The organism is Bacillus cereus group sp. MYBK139-1 (genome assembly GCF_051916915.1).
Classification (GTDB): domain Bacteria; phylum Bacillota; class Bacilli; order Bacillales; family Bacillaceae_G; genus Bacillus_A; species Bacillus_A pacificus.
Genome location: NZ_JBQAHO010000002.1, coordinates 1078274 through 1101834, shown reverse-complemented (window position 1 = coordinate 1101834; position 23561 = coordinate 1078274). Strand labels below are relative to the sequence as shown.

The following is a 23561-nucleotide window of genomic DNA, read 5'->3' as shown; positions in this document are numbered from 1 at the left end:
CGTTATAATAACAACTTAAATAGCATTATTTACATATGAGGTGAAAAACATGAACAAAACAGAATTAATCAAAAACGTAGCACAAAATGCTGAGATTTCTCAAAAAGAAGCTACTGTAGTTGTACAAACTGTAGTAGAATCAATCACTAACACTTTAGCTGCTGGTGAAAAAGTACAACTTATCGGATTCGGTACATTCGAAGTTCGCGAAAGAGCTGCTCGTACAGGCCGTAACCCACAAACTGGTGAAGAAATGCAAATCGCAGCTTCTAAAGTACCTGCTTTCAAAGCTGGTAAAGAACTAAAAGAAGCTGTAAAATAATGAAAAATAGCCTTCTCGTTTACGAGAGGGCTATTTTTTTCATTACATAATTAATAAAAATCTGACCATTATGCTGTTTCTTTTGTTCCTTTATGCACATAAAGCCTTTGCTTTCAAAGAAAGGTTTTGCTGTAATACTCGCTTCTGTATAGATCTCCCTATGCCCTAGGTTCGCTGCTTCTCTTTCTAACTTCTGTAATATGTAGGAAGCTATCCTTTTTCCTTGATAATCTTTATGTGTAAATAAGCGATCTACGTAATGATCCTCATTATAATCTCCAAATCCCACTATCACACCGTTATGATCCGCTACATAACTAATGTTCTTCTCTAAAGACTGTAACCAGCTTTCTCTATCTAGTCGCTCTGGTGCCCATGCCTGTAGCTGTAATACGTTATAATCTTTTGCATTAATTGTATGAACTGTTTCATAGAACAACTGTAATACTTGTTCTATATCCTCTTTATGGAATGTTCTAATGATCGTATCTTTTAACATATATGAACCACCTTACTACACTATCATTTAACTTTTCTACCATCTAGTATTCAATATTTCTGCTTTATTATATCTTTTTTCTTTCTATATAAACAAAAAACAATACTTATTTCAAAGTATTGTTTTTTGTTTAAAAGCCTATGCAATTACTCTATAGATTTAAAGTTTTATTATTTTAATTTCACTCTTTGCAATCGTAATGCATTTAATACGACCGATACAGAACTAAATGCCATCGCTGCTCCTGCAACCCAAGGCGCTAAGAAACCAAGCGCTGCAATCGGGATTCCTAAGCCATTATAAGCTAGTGCCCAGAATAAGTTTTGCTTAATATTTCTTATCGTCATCTTACTCATAAAGATTGCATCAGCAATACTATTTAAATCACCACGGATTAACGTAATATCTGCCGCTTCCATCGCTACATCCGTTCCTGTTCCAATCGCCATACCGATATCCGCCGTTGCAAGTGCTGGAGCATCATTTATTCCATCTCCAACCATTGCTACTTTTTTACCTTGCCCTTGCAGTTGTTTCACTTCTTCTGCTTTTCCTTCTGGTAATACTTCTGCGATTACGTGATCAATACCTACTTGCTTAGCGATTGCCTGAGCAGTTTGTGTATTATCTCCTGTAATCATAACAACGTCTAGACCCATTTTCTTAAGTCTTGCGATAGCTGCTTTTGAAGTATCTTTTACAGTATCCGCAACGGCAACTATACCAGCATATTCTTTATTGATCGCAATAAGCATTGCTGTTTTTCCTTCTCGTTCTAACTCTTCCATTGATTTAGAAACTTCTTCAATATCAATATTGAATTTCTTCATTAATCGGCGTGTACCAATTAATAATTGTTCCCCTTCTACAACTGATTCAATACCAAATCCAGGAATCGCTTCAAATGTTTCTGAACTTGGAATATCAATTTTCTTTTCTTTAATTCCATCTACAATCGCTTCTGCAAGTGGGTGTTCAGAATTCTTTTCTGCCGCACCTACTAAACGTAGTATTTCTTCTTCATGGAATCCATCTGCTACAATTACATCTGTTAACACAGGCTTCCCGTTTGTCACAGTACCTGTTTTATCTAGAATAACTGTATCTAATCGATGCGTTGCTTCTAAATGCTCTCCGCCCTTAAATAAAATACCATACTCAGCTGATCTTCCTGATCCAGCCATAATAGATGTAGGCGTTGCAAGACCTAATGCACATGGACAAGCGATAACAAGTACTGCTATCATTTTCTCAAGTGCTCCGCCAAAATCACCTGGTGTAACAAAGATCATCCACACTGCAAATGTAATAATCGCGATTCCAACTACAACTGGTACAAAAATACCAGAAATTTGATCAGCTACCCTTTGAATAGGAGCTTTTGAACCTTGTGCCTCTTCTACTACTTTAATAATTTGAGCTAATGCAGTATCTCTTCCTACCTTAGTTGCTTTCACTTTTAAAAATCCATTTTTATTCATTGTAGAACCGATTACTACATCCCCAATTGTTTTATCAACTGGAATACTTTCACCTGTTAACATCGATTCATCTATTGCTGACTTTCCTTCTACAATCTCACCATCTACTGGAATTTTTTCACCAGGCTTTACATAAACGATATCACCAGCTACTACTTCTTCGATTAAAATTTTCATTTCTGTTCCATCTCGCACAACTGTAGCTGTCTTTGCTTGTAAACCCATCAACTTTTTAATTGCCTCTGATGAACGTCCCTTTGCTTTCGCTTCAAATAATTTACCTAAAATAATTAGTGTAATAAGTACCGCGCTCGTTTCAAAATATAAATCTGTCATATGCTCCGAAGAACCGATAGATTGAATGCTTAAATATACACTATAGAAATAGGCAGCCGACGTTCCAAGTGCCACAAGAACATCCATGTTAGCACTTTTATTACGTAATGCTTTATAAGCCCCAACATAAAACTGTCCACCAATGATAAATTGAACTGGCGTTGCAAGAGTCAACTGCACCCAAGGGTTCATAAGCATATCCGGTAAATAAATAAACGATGTAAATGAGAAGTGACTTACCATTGCCCACAGTAACGGGAATGATAAAATAAACGAAACGATAAACTTCTTCTTTTGTCGCTCAATTTCTTGTAAGCGATGATCAGTTGATCCATCTTGCTCATCTGATTTCAATTCCAATTTATATCCTAACTTCGTAATTGCACTCTTCATTTCATTTACATTAATTTCATCAGGATTAAAATCTACTGTAGCCGATTCCAAAGCGAAATTTACTGTCGCTTCGTTCACACCTTCTAGCTTATTTAAACGCTTTTCTACTCTATTCGCACATGCTGCGCATGTCATTCCTGAAACAGTAAACTCAGCTTTATCACTTACAATTCCATATCCTAACAATTCAACTTTTTCCTTAAATTGTTGCGGATTTGTTTTTTGGGGATCATACATTATTTTTGTTTTTTCAAGTGCAAAATTTACATTTGCATCATGAACACCTTCTACTTTTTTTAGAACTTTTTCAATTCTATTTGCACATGCTGCACATGTCATTCCTGATATTTGAAGATTGGCCTCTTTTTGTTCATTCATGTCTCTCACCTCTATATACCCTTATGAGGTATAATTATTAGCAAAATAAATCGTACTTTCTATAAAGTACGATTTATTTCCATATCTAAAAATAATTATTGAACATCATATCCTTGATCTTCAATTACAGCAACGATATCTTTTAACTTTACAACTGATGAGTCAATAGTAACTTCAACAGTTCCTTCTGCTAATTGAACTTTCACTTGTTCAACACCGTTTAGTTCTTTCACACTACTTTCGATAGCATTTACACAATGTCCACAAGACATACCTTCAACTTGTAATGTTAACTGTTCCATTTAAAATCCTCCTCTTGTTTCTTCATTGTTTGTTAATCACACCCTCATCTTACCATACCCCCCTAAGGTAATCAATGGTTTTGTATCATGATTTTTCAATTATTTTCTAAAAGTTTATTTTACATACACTTTTTCACATCAATACCCCGAAACCTTATATGAAAGTAAACAAAAAACAAGCCAGTTACGTACTAGCTTGTTTTTACGCTTTTGAAAAACGTTCAAATACTGTCATTAATTCTTCGATTGCTTCGTCACCATTACCATCTTTAATTGCACCTGAAACACAATGACTTGTATGGTTTTTTAATACACCCATTCCTACTTTTTTCATCGCTGCATTAATCGCTGAAATTTGCACTAAAATATCCACGCAATACCGATCATTTTCAATCATATTTTGAATACCCCGAACTTGCCCTTCAATTCTCTTCAATCTATTTATAATTTGCTCTTTTTCTTTTTCTGATCTATGTGTTACTGCTTCATGCTCTTTATGCCCCATATTATCACCTTCTTAAAGTTTCTCTTCATCCAATAAAACAATTGCTTTTACGAGTATACCAATTATAGCATTAAATATCTATGTATGATACCCCATATGAGTATATTTCCACTTTATGATTATTCTTAACACATTGTTAGCTTCTCAGTCTCAATTTTCATTATACCCTTTCCTTTTTTCAAAAAACAATAATAAGCGGGGATTTTCCATCCCCGCTTATTATTCATCCCCAAATATAAAAGCCTCAATCTTCACACGTATAAATTGAGACTTTTTCTTCCTATATATAATTATTGCTGATCACATACTTTTGTATCATTCACTACTGAAGTTCCTTCAACGGTTACCGTATGAAAACAGTCATTTACACGAACTGTCACAACCTTATCTTGCCGATCAATGATATGATATTCATTAAAATTTTTATTCAGAGCACTGCGAATTTGTTCTCCTTCATAAATTGGAATGCCATGTGATAAAACCCAAATAAGCCCAGCGATAGCAAGAATAGTTTTCATACGATTTACCTCCTTGAGAATATAGTGAACTTTTCATCCGTGTTTTTTCAGCTCTACGAGTCATGATTGGAATGAACCAAGCCTTTTCGGAAATAAGTTCATTTCGTCTATTTTATGTTTATGCTAATTGTGAACGAATTGTGACAACTTTTTGTCTCTTTAGACGAAAAGTTGAAACAAAACTTTCAAAAAGGACAATTCTACTTACGCAAACAAAAGGCTATGGAGAATTTCCCCATAGCCTTTTGTTTATATTTTATTAGACGATTACTTTATTAACTAACCTAAAAATGTGGATTCACTCAAATCACTAACCTTTTAATCGCTGGATACATGACTAACAAACCTCAATCCTTTACTTAAAGAAGTCGGCACAACAGATGCGTGATTCTCCCCTTCAGCTTCATAAAACGTAAATCTAAACTGATCGTGTTTCACTTGGAAAAGGCGCTCTGATAATTCCTTTGCCCCTACAACCATATGCTCTCGTTCTAGTGAACCCACTGTAAGAAATACTCCTGTTTTAACCTTTGCATTGTTTAATTCACTTATAAGATTCTCTTCTTTTTCAAGCACAGATTGGTTATTCCACCAAATCGACGGGCTACTTATAAAATAATTTTGAAAAGAATTTAGATTTGTAAAGAATATATGTAAAGCAAATAGACCACCTAAAGAATGCCCAAATAGTGTTTGCTTTCCTTTATCAATTTCAAAATTCTTTTCAATTTGCGGCTTTAATTCTTCTTCAATAAAAGTGAAAAAATGATGTGCTCCTCCTGTTTTAGGCCACGGTTTACCGTCTGGCTTTAATGGTGCATCATTTGAAATTACGCTAGGCGTAAAATCATAGCATCTTTCTTCACCTGAAAATGCCCCTTCAATTGGATAACCAATACCTACTATAATGGCTGGTGAAACACCTGTTTTTTCTGCTCTAACTGATTGTATTTTAACAGCTTCATGGAATGTTTGAAAAAAGGCATTGCCGTCTAATACGTATATAACAGGATACCCTGACTCGGGTGCTGGCTGCCTCGGCTTTGAAATATAAATTTGATATTCGTTACCTTCTAATTTTGAATACATGTTCCACTGTTCTGTATTAGATGTTTTAATCTGCTGTTTTTCAATAGTAGTATTCACCCTATATCCCCCCTTTTAACTTGTTACATATATTTCTACTTTTTCTTCTTGAGATACAACGCTATCATAACCGAAGCAAACAGGAGCCCCGTTATACGGATCGATCATGACACGCGCATCAATATGAAATACTTCTTTTAATACTTCATTTGTAATAATCTCTTCTGGACTACCAGTTGTAACAATTTCTCCTTCCTTCATTGCAATAATTTCATCTGAAAACCTTGCTGCATGGTTAATATCATGTAGTACCATAACAACCGTACAATTATGTTCTTTATTTAACTTCTCCACAATTTGTAATACATCTAATTGATGAGACATATCAAGGTATGTAGTTGGCTCATCTAATAACAACACTTCTGTCTCTTGTGCTAATGCCATCGCTAGCCATACCTTTTGCCGTTGACCACCAGATAGATTTGCTATTTGTCTTGTTCGAAATGCAGAAGTTTTCGTTATATCTAATGCCCAGTCAATCATCTCTTTATCTTTTGAAGTTAACTTATTTACATTATTTCGATGTGGATAACGTCCATAAGAAATTAATTCTTCTACTTTAAGCTCTCCTGGCGCAATTGGAGTTTGCGGGAGTAAAGCTAACTGCTTCGCAATTTCTTTCGTTGGAATTGTATTTAGATCTTGCCCTTGCAAATATACTTTACCGCTCTTTTGCTTTAAAATTCTTCCCATTGTTTTTAACAATGTTGATTTACCGCACCCGTTTGGTCCTATAATTGTCGTTACTTTTCCTTCTTGTATTTCCACATTTAAATCGCGAAACACTGTAAGCTTTTCATAACTCGTTTCTAAATTTTTTGCACTTAAAATACTCACTTTTATTCCTCCTCTTACGCTTTCGCCTTATAAAGTAAATATAAGAAATACGGTACACCGACAATAGAAATAACGATTCCAACTGGTAACTCTACAGGTGTGAAAACTGTTTTTGCAATAAAGTCTGAAGCAATTACAAGAAACATTCCGATTACTCCGCACGTAGGAATGATATGCTTATGCTGAATACCGACAAGTCTTTTCGCTATATGCGGTGCCATTAATCCAATAAAACCAATACTCCCTGAAACAGCAACACATGCGCTCACAAGTCCGATACTACTTAATAGTAAAATTGATTTCTCTCTTTCTAGCGAAACACCTAAACTTGTAATACTCGTTTCTTCCAACTGAAATAAATCTAATAAATAAGCTTTCTTTTGTATGAGAGGAATTAATATGATAAGCCACGGCAACATGGCAATAATGTACTTCCAGTTTGCACTATATATACTTCCAGACACCCATACTGCAGCCATTTCAAAATCAGTTGACTTCATTTTGAGTGATAAATACATTGAAAATGCCCCAAATCCTGATCCAATTGCAATCCCTGTTAATAAAAGTCGCTGCGAATCTAACTTACCGTTTTTCCAAGAAAACAGATAAATGATGATAGCTGCACCTAATCCACCTACTAAACCAAACATTGGCATCATCATAATAGAAACCCAGTCTGTGCTTTTTAATTGTCCTTGGAAGAAAAACATAAAAATGACGATTGCTGTTCCTGCTCCGGCATTAACCCCTAAAATACCTGGGTCTGCCAATCCATTTCTCGTAATCCCTTGAATAACAGCACCTGCAACACCGAGACCTAATCCTACTAATCCAGCAATTATGATGCGCGGGAGACGAAACTCAAAAATAACTAAATCATGGTCTGGTACTGGATCTATTCTAAAGAGTGTTTTAAATACATCTGTAATCGTAATATCAAACGTACCATTCGTTAAACTAATATAAATAGCACATAGTATTAAAAATATAAGTATCCCCATCGTCATTCCGAAACGTTGATTTGAGCTTTTAAGCATGTCTCTCTCCTCCTCTTGTACGGATTAAATACAGGAAGAAAGGAATTCCAATTAAAGATGTTACGACTCCAATCGGCGTTTCAAATGGATAATTTACAAATCTACTTAAAACGTCACATAACGCTAGAAAAACGCCGCCAATAACGCCTGCACATGGTAAAATCCACTTATAATCTACTCCAATTATAAAGCGAGTAATGTGCGGAATAATTAAACCTACAAAACCTACTTTCCCCACTAAAGCAACTGCTGTTCCTGTTAAAAAGATTACTGATAAAATAGCCATTGCTTTAACTAGTTTTGTACGCTGCCCTAGGTTAATAGAAACTTCTTCTCCTAAAGAAAGAATCGTAATAGATTTTGATATTAACAGCGCTAAAACTATTCCAATTATCCCAAAGGGTATCGTGATTTTAATTATATTAGGATCAACTTGATCTAATTTTGCATTAAACCAAAAACTAACATTTTGAGAAATTTGGAAATATGAAGCCATCGCGGCCGATACACTACTTAAAAATGTTCCAATAACCGTTCCTATAATTGCCAACCTAACTGGTGATAAGCCATTTTGAAGGAGTGAACCAAAACCAAATACGATACCGGCTCCTAATGCAGAACCAATCATTGAACATACAACCATACCAATCGATGACATTCCCGGAAGAAAAATCATACAAAGTGTAATAACAAAAGCTGCCCCATCCGTCACACCCATAATAGAAGGGGATGCAAGATAGTTTCTTGTCATCCCCTGCATAAGTGCTCCTGATATGGCTAGAAATGCTCCAACTAAAAGAGCTGCAACTACCCTTGGTAAACGTGAAGTAATAATGATATTATGATTTACATCACTTGAATCAAAATGAAATAACGCGTTCCACACCGTTTCAGCATCAATACTTTTCGCCCCATACAAAATAGAAAGTATAACTGTAAATAAGATGAGTATGGGTGCTATACATAATATGGTTACTGGTACTGCATTTGTTTTCTGCATATTATTCAACGCACCTTACTTAAAATATTATTTAGATAAATTTTTCACTGCTTCTTTTAAGAATGCTGTTTTACTCCAAGCAGTACCACCTTGTGCCATTGGATCCACAACGTTTACAAATACTTTCTTTTCTTTCGCAGCATTCATACTTTGCCAAATTGGATTACTTTCAATTTCTTCTAGCACTTTCGGGTTTTTATTTTCAGTTGTTTCATATTGTAAGAAAATATAATCCGGGTTAAGTTCAGCAAGTTTTTCAAATGAAATCTTCTCTTGTGCTTTTACAGTTTTTAATTGTTCTGGAGCAGTTAGCCCAAGATCTTTATAAATTACAGGGTTGAAGTATACTCCTTCTGGATATAGGAATAATTCGTTTGCTCTTAGTCTAATAACAAGTACTTTTTTGTCTTTTAACTTATCTCCTAGTTTTGCTTTTGCTTTTTCAGCGTCCGCATTGTAATCTTTAATAATTTTTTCGGCTTTATCTTTTTTGCCAGTTAATTCTCCCATTAACTTTAAGTTATCTTCCCAATTTGTTGAAACATGTGATACCGGGAATGTAGGAGCTACTTTCGTAAATTTTTCAGCTGTTTCTGCTGGGAATTTCGTACTTGATGTAATAACATCTGGCTTTAATTGAAGTAATGTTTCGAAATTTGGTTCCATTTTCTCACCAACAGATTTTGCACCCTCTAAATCTTTCTCAAGATACTTCGGTAATTTACCACCAACAGTAATAGCACCTACTGGCTTAATACCAAGTACCGCAGCATCTTCCATTGACTCTAAACTAGCTGTCGCAATTTTATCTACTTTTGCTGGTACTGTATATTCTTTACCTAAATATGTAATTTTTCGTTTTTCGTCTTTTTTCGTCTCACTAGCCTTTGTCTGTTGTGTTTTTTCTCCTGAAGTTTTATCTGTACTATTACATGCTGCTAGCCCTACACTTAAAACTGTAACCATCCCTAATGTAAATAACTTCTTATTCATCTTTATACATCTCCTCTCGAATTTTCAAAACTATATTCTCAATAAAATTTAACTATATGAAACTTGTCTTACATATATTTCATTAGATTAACAATTCTATCCAGAACTCATTCTCGTTCACTTCCCCTAAGCTATAATTCTTTTATACCTCATGCATTGATAATTATTTTCATTGATAATGATTATCGTTACTAAGTATATATTTAATACGCAATTATTTCAAGAAAGATTTGAAAAATTTTAACAAACTGAATAAAAAAAGAAGTATCCGCCTAATGTTAGGGGGATACTTCTTTTTTTAGAAATTTATATGTAATTCAACTGGGCAATGGTCTGATCCCATTACTTCACTATTAATTTTCGCCTCTGTTATTTGGTCTTTCATTCTTTCAGAAACAACAAAATAATCTAAACGCCATCCAATATTTTCACCTTTGTAATCTTGCTCTTACATTTGTGAATACATACATACGCACTTTATTCAGGTTATACTAATTTCAGAGGTGATGTTCTTTGTACAATGAAGGAGTTACGTTAACAAATGAGCATTGGCAAGCGATTGTTCATAATGATTCTTCCTATGATAGCAAGTTCTTTTATGCTGTGAAATCAACCGGAATTTTTTGCAGGCCATCATGCAAATCAAGAATACCGAATAAAAACAATGTACGAATTTTTCATCATGCAGAGCAAGCATTAAGTGAAAATTTTCGCCCATGCAAACGTTGTAAACCAAATGGGCTCACTTTACCTAATGAAGAGTGGGTAGAACAAATTAAAGAGTATATCGAAAAACACTTTAATGAATTATTAACTCTCGACATACTTGCGGAAATGTGCCATGGTAGCTCATTTCATTTACAACGCACTTTCAAAAAAACGACAGGAATAAGTCCTATAGAATATATACAACAGTTCAGAATTGTTAAAGCGGCAGAACAACTATTACAAACAAATCAATCCATTAAAGAAATTAGTAATGCTGTTGGGATAGCAAACCCAGAATATTTCGCAACTTTATTTAAAAAGAAAACCGGATTTACGCCTACTGCATATCGAAAAAAGAATGAAATGAAAGAGGGTTACAATAATGAATTCCTACAAAAGTGATTATATATATTGGACGCTACTTACACATGAAAATTGGCAATTTCATATTGCTTCAACTGAAAATGGACTATGTTTCATTGGATCACAATATGAAACCTTTGAAGAATTAAATATATGGGCTAGAAAAAAACTGCCCCAACATATATTGATTCATAGTCCAGATTACTTACAAGTATATACAAAAGAAATTATCGAGTATTTAGAAAACAAGCGAGAAACTTTTGCATTCCCTATCGATGCATACGGAACTGAATTTCAATTATCTGTTTGGAATACAGTACGTGAAATTCCTTATGGGAAAACATATTCTTACACAGAAATTGCCGAAAGAATTCAAAAATCTAAAGCGGTGCGCGCCGTTGCTACTGCCATTGCTGCCAATCCTCTTCTCATAACGATTCCTTGTCATCGTGTTATTGGAAAGAATGGGAAACTAACTGGCTTTAGAGGGGGATTAGAAATGAAGAAAGAATTGCTTACATTAGAAAAGTCGCAGGTAGAATTCTTATGACAGCAGAATATAGTAACCCATTAACTTTAGCAGTGCCAACAGAATTTAGTTTCCAAGAAAATTTACGCTATCTATCACGTTCTAACAATGAATGTATGTTTCACATTGAAGACAACAAAATTTATAAAGTTATCTCTGTTCACGATGTAAATCCTTTAGTTGCAATTAGTATGAATACAGATGGGCATATTCAAATACGTTTTTTAGAAGAATTATATACATCTGAAGAATCGATACACGAAGCTGTAGCTAACTATGTGAAGGATTGGTTTGATTTAACTACTGATTTAACTCCCTTTTATACATTGGCTAAACATGATGTACTCCTTCAAAGACCAATTGAACAATATAATGGCCTTCGCACCTTAGGTATTCCAGACTTATTTGAAGCACTTTCCTGGGGAATTATCGGTCAACAAATTAACCTCACATATGCTTATACGCTAAAAAGAAGATTAGTCGAGACATTTGGAAGTTATGTAGAATGGAACGATAGAAAACATTGGATATTCCCTTCTCCTGAAACGATTGCCAATTTACACGTAGAAGATCTCAAAAATTTAAAAATGACGACTCGAAAGTGTGAATATTTAATCGGTATTGCAAAGCTTATTACAGAAGGAAAACTATCAAAAGAATCTTTACTACAAACACAAGATGTAAAGATTGCTGAAAAACAATTAACTGCTATACATGGTGTAGGTCCGTGGACTGCCCACTATGTTTTAATGCGCTGTTTACGATTCCCTTCTGCTTTTCCAATTGACGATGTTGGTTTGCACAATGCAATTAAATATATAACAGGTTCCGAAAGTAAACCAACTAAACAGGAAATAAAAGATTTTGCGGCAAATTGGATCAACTGGGAGTCTTACGCAACTTTTTATTTGTGGCGAGTATTATACTAAAAAACCAAGTAGCGCATCCGCACTACTTGGTTCTTTTTTAAGCTTGTTCTTCGAATCGTCTTGCGATTTCCACAATAACTTGAACAGCTTTTTCCATAACATCTACCGAAACATACTCAAATTTACCGTGATAGTTTTCACCACCTGTGAAAATGTTTGGGGTTGGTAATCCCATATACGATAGTTGTGATCCATCTGTTCCACCGCGAATCGGATGAATATTTGGTTCGATATTTAAACTTTTCATTGCCTCATATGCAATATCAACAATTTCTCTCACTGGTTCGATTTTTTCAAGCATGTTATAGTATTGATCATTCATTTCTAAAACGACTGCATCTTGTCCATACTTCTCTTGCATTTGCTTCACAATATTTTCAACGTTATGTTTACGCGCTTCAAAATTTTCACGATCAAAATCTCGAATAATATAATACGCTTTACTTTGCTCAACATCACCATGTAAAGAAAGTAAATGATAGAATCCTTCATACCCCTCTGTATATTCTGGTGCCTCTTCTACTGGTAAATAGCTATTAAACTCCATCGCAAGTTTAGTTGCGTTACGCATTTTATTTTTCGCTGTTCCAGGATGTGTATTCGTTCCGTTAAACGTTAACTTAGTGCCTGCAGCATTAAAGCTTTCATACTCTAAACCACCTAATGGACCTCCATCCATCGTATAAGCACATGATGCACCAAACGCTTCTACATCAAAATGCGCTGGCCCACGACCAATTTCTTCATCCGGCGTAAATGCTACTCTTATTTTCCCATGTTTAATTTGCGGATTATGTATTAAATAGTTCATTGCAACCATAATTTCAGTCAAACCAGCTTTATCATCTGCTCCTAGAAGTGTCGTACCATCCGTTGTAATAATCGTATGTCCTTTATATGATGGTAATTCTGGAAACTGTTCTGGCGTTAACACAACATTTAACTCTTTATTTAACGTAATCGCATTGCCATCAAAATTTTCATGAATTTGTGGTTTTACGTTTTTCCCTGTAAAGTCTGTTGCCGTATCTAAATGTGCTAAAAAGCCGATGACTGGAACATCCTTATCCGTATTAGCAGGAAGTGTTGCCATTACATAACCGTTATCATCCATCGTCACTTCTGTTAACCCAATTTCTTTTAGCTCTTCCACTAATAACTTACCAAATTCAATTTGTCCAGGTGTTGTTGGCACTGTATGACTTTCTTCATTTGATTGCGTATCAATTTTTACATATCTCGTAAATCTTTCAATAAGTTCTTGTTTCAAACTCGTTCACTCCCTTTTATATTTCTTTCTCTATTATAATCCTTGAGACGAAATATTTTAACTTTTTTGACTGTGAATACATATATTTCATTTGTATTTTAGCTATTTCAAATACCGGTTGAAAAGTCGTAATATTTGTACATTAAAACTCTTACATGTAATATACATAATTATACAATATGGGAGGTTTTAAAGATGAGGCTAACTCTCTTTCGCTATTTTCTTTTTTTCTTAGGATTAATTTTTTTCGGCCTTGGAAATGCTCTTGCAGTAAAAGTTAAATTTCTCGGTTTACATCCTTGGGAAGTTTTAAACATGGCTCTCTACCAAAGGTTTGGATGGACCATTGGTACGTGGAGTGTCATATGTGGATTATGTCTCGTTCTCATTTCTTTACTAGTAGATCGAAAATATATAAATGTGGGAACATTTTTAAATGCACTACTTATCGGTCCGATTATGGACTTTTTCTTACAATCAAATATTCTTCCAAACGCTAGTGATTATTTATGGTTAAACTTACTCATTTTATTTTCTGGCATTGCCATTACAGGTATTGGGGGAGGTATGTATGTTGCGGCTGGAATCGGCGCTGGACCTCGTGATGGATTCATGCTTACTATTTCCGACAAAACCGGTCTATCTATTAGCCGTGCTAGAATCATAGTAGAATGTATTGTACTAGTTATTGGATTTATGCTAGGGGGGCCTGTTTTTATCGTAACTTTTCTGTATACCTTTATTCAAAGTCCAATCTTTCAGCAATCATTTAAGGTATTTCAAACACTTCTACATACTCTACATAACAAAAAAAAAATTAGTGAACATATTTAAAGTACAGTTTAATACAAGTAAATTCACCCTATTTACGATTCTCACCGCAAATAGGGTGTTTCTTTTTTATTCCATAATTTAAGAAGATATACTAATCATTCACAATAAAAGTATATACATCGTCATAAATACAGCCATTTACTTTAATCACATACTTCCCTGGTTTACTAAAACGAATTGTGTATTTGTTTAGCTGAATTGCTTCTTTATCTCCAGAAAGAACATCAATGCTTCTGCCACTTAATACATATAATTCATTTAGATTCATCGATACATCAATTGCATTGAAATTCTCCTCTTTCACTTGCTGTACTTCCGCAGCGCTTACACTTGGTTCTAAAAACAGTAGTCCACTTAATCCAATCGTCCCCGCTAAAGCAACTCCCGCAAACTTTTTAATTTGTTTCATTACAATGACCTCCTTATAGATTTTGCGTAAAGGTGATGTCCCCCCTTACACCACAAAGCCTATATGTAATGAAATAAAAAGTAAACGAGGACAGTAAGACAAAATTCTACATCTTTTTCTCCTATTGAATATAAATTCAACGTTTGGAGTTTTGTCACATTTAAAATTGTTTACTTAAACCAACTTTCAATTATATTATTCAGAAACTGAATAATTACTTATTGATTTAACATTCTAAAAATAGTTGATAAAAATACTTTCTATTCAAATAAGAAGATTTTGCTATAAAAGTAACTTTTACAATAAAGCCCATACAACCAATTTTATTCTGCTTTCCATAATCTCTCTACATTCATTAATTGTTCCTCTTTAAACTCCATCTTATATATATCTGGTTTTGACGTATTCATTAAAAATTCAAACCCGTATTGCTTATCAAAATAATTCATCATGAGTGTCATGACAAGGCCATGTGTACCAATTACAATTTTTTGTCCTTGAAAATCCATTAAGATTTCTTTTAATACTTTCACTACCCTTCTTTGGCAATCCGCATATGACTCTCCTTCCGTTCGTGCAAAATCCGCTTCAGAGAACATCTTCTTTACAAGTGGATACACCTCTTTATCTGATATAACTTGATCGCCACTGGAAAACATACACTCTTTAAGATTTTCATATATTAATATTTCTTTTTCATAGAAATCGGCTGTTTTTTCTATCGTTAATACAGCTCTCTTATATGGACTTGAAATGAAAGTATCGATTCCCTCTGTTTTTAATATATTTGTTACTCTATGAGCGTCTAAACTTCCCTTTTCAGTTAAACCACGTGTTCTTTCACCCTCTTCTAATTTTGGTGATTCACCATGTCTAACCATATAGATATATGTACTCATACTTCCTCCTTGAAAATATTCATTCGTTTTTTATAAATTTTGTTGTTTTGTTCGTGTAATCCATTCTCCTACTAAACTCTCGAACAATTCAGGTTGTTCAATTTGTAAATTATGCCCTGCCATATCTAACACCGCTAATGTCGCTCTTGGATAATCATCAATAATTTCTATAATATCTTGATAACCTACGGATATATCTTGCCTTCCAGCTAGTAAAAGAACAGGTTTCTCATATTTCATATGATAAAAATTCATAGTAAGAGAGTAATTTTTTTGCAACCTTTCAATAAACTCATAATTAGCAACACCTAACCCTGGTCTAATTTCTTCTTGAAATCGCTTATATGTATATTCGTTTGCTACTACTGCTAACTCACAAAATGCCTCTCTTTCCGTAGAAGTGAGCTTATTTAAAAAGTCCTCATCTTGTAAAATTACCTGTTTATCTGGAAGAGTCCTTTTTTCTGGATCCGCTACTACAACAGGACAGACTAATAGTAATCCATTAACTCTTTCAAACAGCTTTGTGAGTATACCTCTAGCTAAATATCCGCCATAGGACTCCCCTACTAATAAAAAGTTTTTGGCTGGAATAATTTTTTCAATACATGCAATTAACAGTTCTAACATATGATCTGAACTATTTATCCAATCTGGAGCATTCGATTTCCCCATGCCAGGTAAATCAATATATATTCTTTGGTAACCTTTATATTTTTCGAATACTGATTCCATGCACCTCTGCATTAACCTATGATCAGGTGCACAGCCATGTATAATAATGACTGGTTTTCCTTCACCAATAATTTCATAATATATTTCTGCATCCTTAATCCGGTATATCATAAAAAATTCCCCCTAGTGTTCTATTCATCTTTTCAGGCACCCCTCTCAAACCCATAGGAATACACGTTCTTATTTTATAACTTTTCAGAATATAATTCCAAATTTTATTTTTCGAATTTCAAATAAAAAAGCCTTCCATGAGTGTATCCCCTCAAAAGAAAGCTCTCTTACATATATTCCCTCCTACTTGAACTTCAAGCATAATTACACATTATTCTTCTAATTTCATCAACACAATTCTCCAGCCATCTGGATCCTCTATCGTTATCCCCTTATCTTTCCAATATGGGTTCTCTGGTTCGACTTCATCATATCCCAATACATGAAACCTTTTACTCACCTTTTTCATTTCACTATCTTCATGCATATAAAATACGAGTAAATTATCTTTTGTCGGAGCTGGACATGGGCTCCCATCTATATGTCTTGTAAATTCTAAATGATACTCTTCATCTGGGAGTCCAAACATGACCCCATCATATCCTTTATGATTGTAGAATTCACCTATACGTTTTAAGCCCAATCCTTTTTCATAGAATTCTATCACCTTTTCAAATTGATCAGTTGGACGTGCTATTCGAAACTTTACCCAGTTCTTCATGCTCTTCCTCCTATACTAGAGATTTCATACATGCTTACGTATTATTGTATATACGCAACATCTTTTTGAAATCCCTCATTCGTATGAGAATAGATACATACAAAAGTTTAGTTTATACTTTATAACATTCAATTTTATATAAAATTGAATGTTATACCCTTATGCAATTATACATATTCACTTGCGAACCACTAAAAAACCTTTAAAATTCAAAGGATGACTAAATATACAATTTCCATTTAAAATCTTAATGTAATACATACTATCAAACGCCATGTTTTTTTAATTTTAAGAAGTATTAAACTCTTCATCACTTTCCTTATACGCATGATTTTTATAAGGAAATCTGATACAATTCTTAAATAATATTATTATGTATAGATATTACGAATATAGTGCATAATTAAAGAAGGTGATTTTATTGAAATTAAATAAAAATTTACAACTATGTATATTAATTGCGACATTAATATGCTATTCAATCTATTTTATGTTTTTCTATCTGTTCCCTACTCATTTTTCAAATTCAGATGTACGCTTCGCTTCACTTATTGTTGAAGCTATTACATTTGTATCACTCATTTACTCTATATATTCTAAAAAAGTCAGTTCAAATCCGTTTTGGATATGTATCACAATAGCAATTGGTAGTTTTCTATTAGGAAAAATAGTATATACATATCAAGATAGCTTCTTCGAAATTCCAATACATCGTTTTACAATTTCTGATGTATTTTACATGTTTTTTCTACTCTTTTGTCTTATCGCTTTCTGCTATAAAATCTTAAAAGAATGCGATAAATGGGAAAAAGCGTTCTTTATTTGTGATATATGCATAGTACTTACTTCCATATTCACATTGGAGTGGTATTTATTTAATCAACCAAATTTAAATATATTCTCTCTTTCACTAGGAGATGTTTTCCTTTCATTTCTATATCCAATTGCAGATTTATTATTTCTTCTACTAGGTGTTAGTCTCTTTTTCCGTCCAACAATTTTTAATTCCAAACGGAAAATTTATATCTTTATTTTTGTATTAATAAGTTCTGCAACTTTTAACTATATTTATTTTTACCTAAATAATCATTTATCAACTGAAACGATAACATTATTACGTCTTTTATATAGAATACCTATATTACTTATTGCAATAGCTGGATCTATTTCAGAAGATCATAATAGCCATAAAAATTATTTCATTGTTAACCCTATAATAGGAAAGAAGGCTTTAGTTGTATTTCCTTATCTTGCCGTTGCAATACTAATCGGGTTTACGTTAAAAGAACAAACAGCATCTTCCACTCTCATTACGGGAAATTGTATTACTTTTATTTTCGTACTCATTCGTCATTCTATTGTACGTATGCAAAACAATTCCCTAACCAAACGTTTACAAGTATTTAATGCCCAATTAGAAGAAAAAGTTACATTACGGACTTCAGATTTAGTTCATAAATCAGAGGCTCTATCTCAAAAGCAACAAAAATTCAAATCATTATATGAATATCACCCTGATCCTATTTTTACAATTGATTTAAATGGTGTATTCTTAAATGTAAATAAAGCTGGAAGTATACTACTTGGAGCACCAACGAACGAGTTACTTGGTGAAACATGTTTTTCAATTATTTTAGATGAAGATAAACATAAACTAGCATCTGCATTAGAAAAAGTGAAACAACAAGAATCGGCATCCTTACAACTTAGTTCTCAATATAAAGATGGCTTTACTTATTTTTTATACGTTACTATCGTCCCTATTATGATAGACGGACAAATTTCAGGAAGCTATATTATGGTGAAAGATATTACTGCACTAAAAAAACAGCAAGAAGAAATAAAATATTTAGCATTCCATGATACTGTAACGAAAATTGGGAACCGTGCCTTTTTCCAGAAGAAATTAAAAAGAATTATAAAAAATGCTAAAACGACAGAAAGCGAGTTTGCATTATTATATTTGGACTTAGATCGCTTTAAAGCAATTAATGATACACTTGGACATTCGGCAGGGGATCACATATTAGAAAAAGTAGCGGAGCGATTCCAATCATGTCTTCCATCACATACTCATCTATCAAGAATCGGTGGCGATGAATTTACAATCTTAATTGAAAACTATACTGACGAAGATTCCTTATTCGAGTTATGTAATCAATTATTTGAAAGTATGGAAAAACCGTTTGTCATATATGAGCATACATTAACTTTATCACTTAGTATCGGGATCGCTATTTATCCACATTCCGGAATCGATATCACTACACTATTAAAAAACGCTAATGTTGCAATGTATGATGCAAAGGCAAAAGAGCTTAATTCTGTCTCTATTTATGACGATGTAATCGCTAAAAAAATTGAAAGACGATTACGATTAGAAAAAGATTTACCAAACGCAATACAAAATGAAGAATTGTTCCTTTTGTATCAACCTCAAGTTGATAGTGAATCTAATAAAATTATTGGTGCAGAAGCTTTAATTAGGTGGAATCATCCTGAATTAGGTATTATTTCTCCATACGAATTTATTCCGATTGCAGAAGAAACACTACAAATTATTCCAATAGGAAAGTGGACATTGAAGCAAGCCTGTGAGCAAATGAAACGTTGGCACGCACTCGGATATTCACATTTAAAAATAGGTGTAAACTTATCTGCTAAAGAATTTGAACAAGAAGATTTTGTAAAATCTATTTCTGCAACATTAGCAAATACAGGCTTAGCAGCAAGTTCTCTCGATCTTGAATTAACAGAGCGAATTGCAATGATGGATGAGCGAGAAACATTAATAAAACTACGTACACTAAAAAGTTTAGGGATTCATATTTCAATCGATGACTTTGGTACAGGCTATTCTTCGCTAGCTTACTTACCTTTATATCCAATCGATACGTTAAAAATCCCACGAGAATTTATTACAATGTCTGAAACATGTGACGATGGAATGGAAATTATTAAAACAATCATCACATTAGCAAATACATTAGGAATGTCAGTTATCGCGGAAGGTGTAGAAACGAAAGAACACGTGAGTTTCCTTCAAAAAAATAATTGTCAATTTATTCAAGGCTACTACTACAGCAAGCCTATTCATGCTGATTCATTTTCTACTCTTCTCAAAAAAGGTGTTCATTCTCTGTAGCGTAAATACATACAAGAAAAGGAAAGAAGAGACGGACTCTTCTTTCCTTTTTTGTACTTTGCAACTTTTCATTTCCTTCACATATCATTTATGTAAGTAGTTACTAATATATTTATGATAACAGACTTGAATTGGAGGGAATTACATGCACCACGACAATCCAAATGATAAACTTTACAAAAACATTCCTCTATCCCTCTTCTCAATAAAAAACGAGCTAAAACAAAAATGTATCAACGTAAATAACTTCCTTTCTCCCCTTTCGAACGAAGAAGAAGTATTCGTACACACAATTAAAGAAAGAACAAAATTATTGAATCAAAATAATGTTACAAGAACTCGTGCTTACTATCAATTTTACAAAAGATATCCTGAAATACATTGGGCATTGCTTGGACATATGGTATCGCGGAACGGCGGTTGGAACATGACAGATTTAAAGGGGGATTTATATACGAAATTGTTATCTGAGAAAGATCAATTTACTTTCTTTTCTTTTTTAGAACGGGGTAATTGGCTTATCTTTCAAGATGTGTATCCACAATTTTTATTATATGAACAGAGTGTTAAAAAAAACAAAAATCTTTTTCATCTCCTCCCTCACCTCAATGTATCAACATTCATGGAAACAATGTGGAACTTCTTTTGGAAAACTGGAAACAAACAAATATTAACGATTGCGACTATTATTAATGAACAAAACTACTTAGAAAAAAGAGTGATTCAAAATAAATACTTCAAAAAAAATGTACTAAATAGTATTGGATTTAAACTTTTTGATTTCTTTCAATTTAATCATATTCTCTTCCCTTTCTCTGAAGAAAATACTGGACAAAAAACAATATTAATTGGTGATACAATGAAACATTTCACTTCCTTACACGAACGAATTTTGCTCGGAAAACGATTATATACATTATTGTTTCATGATGAACACGTTTTAGCTCGTATACTACAATGGGCTGACACTCATCCACATACTGGATCACGAAAAGATTATTGGCCACATTTATTTTCAAGTGTGAATGAATCCTTTTCAAGAGAGTTTTATAAACGAAGAATAAAAAAATGCCAATTAAAAAGTGATGCCCACCGTATATATAGCCCTGCACTTATGTATGCATGGAAAAATATGAAACATGAAGAAACAGAACATGCAGATTGGTTTAACGACTGGCAAGTCATACATTATTTAACCGATAAGGAGGAAAGGATACATGGACAAATTACAGAAGACTACTGTAAAACACTCGAAAAAATTGAGTTGGCAATTCTTGCAAAGAAAAACGTCCTCCTTCGAGAAGAAGAATAACCTTTTCGCATTAGTTATTACAATCTTATTCTCTTCTATTATCGGAACTTTCTTAGATGCTTTCTTTGTTGCGAAACAAATGTATTCCTTTCCGGTTAGACCTTTCTCATCCATATTTTCAATTAACATTGGCTTTACTTTATTTGTACTACCGATTTTAACAACGATTTTCATACAAATTTCAAAAACATTATCTACAGTTTCTAGAATTCTATTTATTATTTCAATAGGTATTTGTGCTAGCATTTTTGAACAGATTTCTGAAAGATTCGGTTTCTTTATTCATAGTTTGGATTGGAATCATACATATTCTTTATTTGGCTATATGATTTTCTTTTCTTTTATCTGGAAAGTATATTATTTCATAATTAATAAAAAAGAGTACTAAAAGGCTAGCAAACCTTTTCGTACTCTTTTTTATTATGTTTCATATATTTATTACGCATATAATTCGGATAACTCAATTATTTTATTAACAATACTTTGTTCATCTATTTTTAAACATGTGGATGCATGACCCACCAATACTTCATGACTCCCAACACAAATACTTTCCTTAGCGTGTAGAAACATTGATAAATCGTTCGAATCATTACCAAACACTACGAATTCCCTCTCTTTTATACCCAATCGTTGTAACCCTATCCATTTATCAATATTCTCAGGGCTTATATCCACGATCCCTTCATTATCATGTTCATAAATACGTATAGGAAGTTCTGTTAACATATTCATAATATATTCTTTTTGAACATGGTCAGGAAATAATACCACCTTCACTACTTCCTTAATTTCATCAATATGTACATTATTAGCCAGTTGATTAGGATCTATGTTTTTGTAGATAGGATGATTCTCGCTTCCTGTATAAGAATAATTCCAATGACTATCTATCAAATATGAAAGGCTATGTTTCTTTATTATTGAATGTATAGCACTTACCGTTCCTGGATCAAAAGTTATAACTTCAATAGTCTCCTTTCCCTTTGCAATAAATGCCCCATTCCCACCAATCATTGAATAATGATGCATATGATTTGGTAGCACCGGTAATAAGTCCCTAATCGGTCTAGCTGATGCAAATATAACCTCATGCCCTTTACTTTGACATACGTCTAGCGCGTGAATTATCCCTTTCGTTACTGCGTTCCCTTTAAAACAAATAGTACCATCAATATCAAAAATAAATTTCATATACATCACTCCTTTCTTTTTAATGTATATGAATTATTTTATAATAGAAAGGACAGATGTCCCAAAAGGAGAAACATTATGCAAAATATTGTAGATAATACCTTGTTATTAAGCTACTTAAATAACGAGTACATAAAAAAGCTATTCCAACAATTCAATCATCCATTTAAGATCCTTAGATATGAAGCGAAAGAAACTGTACTACACGAAGGCGAAATGATTGATGGCCTATATATTCAAATGTCAGGTCGTACAAAAATAACTTCAAGTGTAATTACAGGTAAAGCATTATTACTAAGATTTTGTTCTGCCATTTCTATCATGGGAGATATTGAATTAATTCAGTCCGTAAACATACAATCTCATGTAACCTCCGAACAACAGACGGATTTTCTTTTTATTGATAAAAATTATGTAACAAGTTACTTATTACAAGATGTAATCTTCCTTCAAGAACTCATTCATCACGTCACTTATAAACTACAAACCTGTACAACAGCTTCACGTATCAATTTACTAGCTTCTGTGGAAACACGCTTTGCTAGTTATTTATGTACAGCCCGAAATCCATCTAATTTATTTGGGCGCGAAATTCATACTAAAGATCATCATGAAATCGCCTCCTTAATCGGGACAACCACCCGTCATCTTAATCGAGTCATTGAAAAACTAATAGCTAACAATATCATGCATAAAAATAATAAACAAATTGTTGTTGACGATTGGAAAGCTATTGATACCCTTTCAAATGGACTACGATATGAATAAAAATTTA

The 23561-nt window shown here is 33.4% G+C and carries 25 protein-coding genes and 1 pseudogene; 9 read left to right on the top strand and 17 right to left on the bottom strand.

Features of this window, described 5'->3' with window-relative positions:
- The first annotated feature begins 49 nt into the window (after positions 1-49).
- Positions 50-322: an HU family DNA-binding protein gene (locus ACTFRS_RS16880; protein WP_001043904.1), complete on the top strand. Its 273-nt coding sequence runs from the start codon at positions 50-52 to the stop codon at positions 320-322.
- A gap of 19 nt (positions 323-341) precedes the next feature.
- On the opposite strand, the gene ACTFRS_RS16875 is transcribed toward ACTFRS_RS16880, so the two are convergent.
- The 11 genes and pseudogenes from ACTFRS_RS16875 to ACTFRS_RS16825 form a co-directional block, all read right to left on the bottom strand.
- The gene (locus ACTFRS_RS16875; RefSeq protein ID WP_139867073.1) at positions 342-821 is read right to left on the bottom strand and encodes a GNAT family N-acetyltransferase; all 480 of its coding nucleotides are present in this window, start codon (positions 819-821) and stop codon (positions 342-344) included.
- 170 nt (positions 822-991) lie between these two features.
- Complete coding sequence (locus ACTFRS_RS16870) at positions 992-3409, bottom strand: heavy metal translocating P-type ATPase (protein ID WP_139867071.1); 2418 nt, start codon at positions 3407-3409, stop codon at positions 992-994.
- Positions 3410-3504: 95 nt separating this feature from the next.
- Positions 3505-3711 carry a copper chaperone CopZ gene (gene copZ, locus ACTFRS_RS16865; RefSeq protein WP_000436974.1) on the bottom strand — a complete coding sequence of 69 codons (207 nt, stop codon included), beginning with the start codon at positions 3709-3711 and terminating at the stop codon, positions 3505-3507.
- A gap of 202 nt (positions 3712-3913) precedes the next feature.
- Complete coding sequence (locus tag ACTFRS_RS16860; RefSeq protein WP_000509876.1) at positions 3914-4216, bottom strand: metal-sensing transcriptional repressor; 303 nt, start codon at positions 4214-4216, stop codon at positions 3914-3916.
- A 290-nt stretch (positions 4217-4506) separates the two neighbouring features.
- Complete coding sequence (locus tag ACTFRS_RS16855) at positions 4507-4734, bottom strand: hypothetical protein (protein ID WP_000849098.1); 228 nt, start codon at positions 4732-4734, stop codon at positions 4507-4509.
- Between the two features lie 318 nt (positions 4735-5052).
- Positions 5053-5880, bottom strand: coding sequence for an alpha/beta hydrolase (locus ACTFRS_RS16850; RefSeq protein WP_242294381.1), 828 nt, complete (start codon positions 5878-5880; stop codon positions 5053-5055).
- Between the two features lie 15 nt (positions 5881-5895).
- On the bottom strand, positions 5896-6717 hold the full coding sequence (locus tag ACTFRS_RS16845) for an ABC transporter ATP-binding protein (protein ID WP_000025777.1): 822 nt from the start codon (positions 6715-6717) through the stop codon (positions 5896-5898).
- Between the two features lie 14 nt (positions 6718-6731).
- The gene (locus ACTFRS_RS16840) at positions 6732-7754 is read right to left on the bottom strand and encodes a FecCD family ABC transporter permease (RefSeq protein WP_000920433.1); all 1023 of its coding nucleotides are present in this window, start codon (positions 7752-7754) and stop codon (positions 6732-6734) included.
- The gene (locus ACTFRS_RS16835) at positions 7747-8754 is read right to left on the bottom strand and encodes a FecCD family ABC transporter permease (RefSeq protein ID WP_229135336.1); all 1008 of its coding nucleotides are present in this window, start codon (positions 8752-8754) and stop codon (positions 7747-7749) included. The genes ACTFRS_RS16840 and ACTFRS_RS16835 overlap by 8 nt, the downstream gene beginning before the upstream one ends.
- 27 nt (positions 8755-8781) lie before the next feature.
- Positions 8782-9747, bottom strand: coding sequence for an iron-hydroxamate ABC transporter substrate-binding protein (locus ACTFRS_RS16830; protein WP_139867067.1), 966 nt, complete (start codon positions 9745-9747; stop codon positions 8782-8784).
- Between the two features lie 298 nt (positions 9748-10045).
- Positions 10046-10183: pseudogene (locus ACTFRS_RS16825) on the bottom strand (exodeoxyribonuclease III); the annotation flags it as partial.
- A gap of 77 nt (positions 10184-10260) precedes the next feature.
- Here ACTFRS_RS16825 and ACTFRS_RS16820 point away from each other — a divergent pair.
- Genes ACTFRS_RS16820 through ACTFRS_RS16810 form a run of 3 tightly spaced genes read left to right on the top strand, consistent with a single transcriptional unit; the run spans position 10261 to position 12276 of the window.
- A complete protein-coding gene (locus ACTFRS_RS16820) occupies positions 10261-10857 on the top strand; it encodes a bifunctional transcriptional activator/DNA repair enzyme AdaA (RefSeq protein ID WP_139867065.1) in 597 nt (198 codons plus the stop codon).
- The gene (locus ACTFRS_RS16815) at positions 10838-11368 is read left to right on the top strand and encodes a methylated-DNA--[protein]-cysteine S-methyltransferase (protein ID WP_139867063.1); all 531 of its coding nucleotides are present in this window, start codon (positions 10838-10840) and stop codon (positions 11366-11368) included. Before ACTFRS_RS16820 ends, ACTFRS_RS16815 begins: the two co-directional genes overlap by 20 nt.
- Complete coding sequence (locus tag ACTFRS_RS16810) at positions 11365-12276, top strand: DNA-3-methyladenine glycosylase family protein (RefSeq protein WP_439195150.1); 912 nt, start codon at positions 11365-11367, stop codon at positions 12274-12276. Before ACTFRS_RS16815 ends, ACTFRS_RS16810 begins: the two co-directional genes overlap by 4 nt.
- A 37-nt stretch (positions 12277-12313) precedes the next feature.
- Here ACTFRS_RS16810 and pepT read toward each other — a convergent pair whose 3' ends face one another.
- Positions 12314-13546: a peptidase T gene (gene pepT, locus ACTFRS_RS16805; protein ID WP_440024644.1), complete on the bottom strand. Its 1233-nt coding sequence runs from the start codon at positions 13544-13546 to the stop codon at positions 12314-12316.
- A gap of 195 nt (positions 13547-13741) precedes the next feature.
- Here pepT and ACTFRS_RS16800 point away from each other — a divergent pair, with 195 nt between their 5' ends.
- Entirely contained in the window at positions 13742-14380 is a 639-nt protein-coding gene (locus tag ACTFRS_RS16800) for a YczE/YyaS/YitT family protein (protein ID WP_139867057.1), read from the top strand.
- A 91-nt stretch (positions 14381-14471) separates the two neighbouring features.
- On the opposite strand, the gene ACTFRS_RS16795 is transcribed toward ACTFRS_RS16800, so the two are convergent.
- From ACTFRS_RS16795 to ACTFRS_RS16780, 4 genes are all read right to left on the bottom strand, one after another.
- Positions 14472-14789 (bottom strand): hypothetical protein, encoded by a 318-nt coding sequence (locus tag ACTFRS_RS16795; protein ID WP_044791624.1) that lies wholly within the window; start codon positions 14787-14789, stop codon positions 14472-14474.
- Positions 14790-15112: 323 nt separating this feature from the next.
- Positions 15113-15688: a histidine phosphatase family protein gene (locus ACTFRS_RS16790; RefSeq protein WP_087954536.1), complete on the bottom strand. Its 576-nt coding sequence runs from the start codon at positions 15686-15688 to the stop codon at positions 15113-15115.
- A gap of 30 nt (positions 15689-15718) precedes the next feature.
- Positions 15719-16534, bottom strand: a complete 816-nt coding sequence (locus ACTFRS_RS16785) for an alpha/beta fold hydrolase (protein WP_440024647.1) — start codon at positions 16532-16534, stop codon at positions 15719-15721.
- 211 nt (positions 16535-16745) lie between these two features.
- Positions 16746-17135, bottom strand: a complete 390-nt coding sequence (locus tag ACTFRS_RS16780; protein ID WP_440024648.1) for a VOC family protein — start codon at positions 17133-17135, stop codon at positions 16746-16748.
- A gap of 421 nt (positions 17136-17556) precedes the next feature.
- Here ACTFRS_RS16780 and ACTFRS_RS16775 point away from each other — a divergent pair, with 421 nt between their 5' ends.
- The 3 genes from ACTFRS_RS16775 to ACTFRS_RS16765 all read left to right on the top strand — a co-directional run bounded on the left by ACTFRS_RS16775 (position 17557) and on the right by ACTFRS_RS16765 (position 21980).
- Positions 17557-20280 carry an EAL domain-containing protein gene (locus ACTFRS_RS16775; RefSeq protein WP_440024649.1) on the top strand — a complete coding sequence of 908 codons (2724 nt, stop codon included), beginning with the start codon at positions 17557-17559 and terminating at the stop codon, positions 20278-20280.
- A gap of 145 nt (positions 20281-20425) precedes the next feature.
- The gene (locus ACTFRS_RS16770; protein ID WP_431084432.1) at positions 20426-21592 is read left to right on the top strand and encodes a DUF2515 domain-containing protein; all 1167 of its coding nucleotides are present in this window, start codon (positions 20426-20428) and stop codon (positions 21590-21592) included.
- Entirely contained in the window at positions 21555-21980 is a 426-nt protein-coding gene (locus tag ACTFRS_RS16765; RefSeq protein ID WP_139867115.1) for a CBO0543 family protein, read from the top strand. The genes ACTFRS_RS16770 and ACTFRS_RS16765 overlap by 38 nt, the downstream gene beginning before the upstream one ends.
- A gap of 50 nt (positions 21981-22030) precedes the next feature.
- Here the strand turns inward: ACTFRS_RS16765 and ACTFRS_RS16760 are convergent, their stop codons facing one another.
- Positions 22031-22786, bottom strand: coding sequence for an HAD-IIB family hydrolase (locus ACTFRS_RS16760; RefSeq protein WP_139867045.1), 756 nt, complete (start codon positions 22784-22786; stop codon positions 22031-22033).
- Positions 22787-22864: 78 nt separating this feature from the next.
- Here ACTFRS_RS16760 and ACTFRS_RS16755 point away from each other — a divergent pair, with 78 nt between their 5' ends.
- Positions 22865-23554: a Crp/Fnr family transcriptional regulator gene (locus ACTFRS_RS16755; protein WP_139867043.1), complete on the top strand. Its 690-nt coding sequence runs from the start codon at positions 22865-22867 to the stop codon at positions 23552-23554.
- Positions 23555-23561 lie beyond the last annotated feature (7 nt).

Excerpts from the sequence above, each read along its gene's own strand:
- ACTFRS_RS16780 (WP_440024648.1), bottom strand. The coding sequence starts at position 17,135 with ATGAAGAACTGGGTAAAGTTTCGAATAGCACGTCCAACTGATCAATTT.
- ACTFRS_RS16790 (WP_087954536.1), bottom strand. The coding sequence starts at position 15,688 with ATGAGTACATATATCTATATGGTTAGACATGGTGAATCACCAAAATTA.
- ACTFRS_RS16815 (WP_139867063.1), top strand. The coding sequence starts at position 10,838 with ATGAATTCCTACAAAAGTGATTATATATATTGGACGCTACTTACACAT.
- ACTFRS_RS16770 (WP_431084432.1), top strand. The coding sequence starts at position 20,426 with ATGCACCACGACAATCCAAATGATAAACTTTACAAAAACATTCCTCTA.
- ACTFRS_RS16830 (WP_139867067.1), bottom strand. The coding sequence starts at position 9,747 with ATGAATAAGAAGTTATTTACATTAGGGATGGTTACAGTTTTAAGTGTA.
- ACTFRS_RS16795 (WP_044791624.1), bottom strand. The coding sequence starts at position 14,789 with ATGAAACAAATTAAAAAGTTTGCGGGAGTTGCTTTAGCGGGGACGATT.
- copZ (WP_000436974.1), bottom strand. The coding sequence starts at position 3,711 with ATGGAACAGTTAACATTACAAGTTGAAGGTATGTCTTGTGGACATTGT.
- ACTFRS_RS16800 (WP_139867057.1), top strand. The coding sequence starts at position 13,742 with ATGAGGCTAACTCTCTTTCGCTATTTTCTTTTTTTCTTAGGATTAATT.
- ACTFRS_RS16835 (WP_229135336.1), bottom strand. The coding sequence starts at position 8,754 with ATGCAGAAAACAAATGCAGTACCAGTAACCATATTATGTATAGCACCC.
- ACTFRS_RS16755 (WP_139867043.1), top strand. The coding sequence starts at position 22,865 with ATGCAAAATATTGTAGATAATACCTTGTTATTAAGCTACTTAAATAAC.
- ACTFRS_RS16875 (WP_139867073.1), bottom strand. The coding sequence starts at position 821 with ATGTTAAAAGATACGATCATTAGAACATTCCATAAAGAGGATATAGAA.
- ACTFRS_RS16810 (WP_439195150.1), top strand. The coding sequence starts at position 11,365 with ATGACAGCAGAATATAGTAACCCATTAACTTTAGCAGTGCCAACAGAA.
- ACTFRS_RS16785 (WP_440024647.1), bottom strand. The coding sequence starts at position 16,534 with ATGATATACCGGATTAAGGATGCAGAAATATATTATGAAATTATTGGT.
- ACTFRS_RS16840 (WP_000920433.1), bottom strand. The coding sequence starts at position 7,754 with ATGCTTAAAAGCTCAAATCAACGTTTCGGAATGACGATGGGGATACTT.
- ACTFRS_RS16760 (WP_139867045.1), bottom strand. The coding sequence starts at position 22,786 with ATGAAATTTATTTTTGATATTGATGGTACTATTTGTTTTAAAGGGAAC.
- ACTFRS_RS16880 (WP_001043904.1), top strand. The coding sequence starts at position 50 with ATGAACAAAACAGAATTAATCAAAAACGTAGCACAAAATGCTGAGATT.
- ACTFRS_RS16870 (WP_139867071.1), bottom strand. The coding sequence starts at position 3,409 with ATGAATGAACAAAAAGAGGCCAATCTTCAAATATCAGGAATGACATGT.
- ACTFRS_RS16855 (WP_000849098.1), bottom strand. The coding sequence starts at position 4,734 with ATGAAAACTATTCTTGCTATCGCTGGGCTTATTTGGGTTTTATCACAT.
- ACTFRS_RS16860 (WP_000509876.1), bottom strand. The coding sequence starts at position 4,216 with ATGGGGCATAAAGAGCATGAAGCAGTAACACATAGATCAGAAAAAGAA.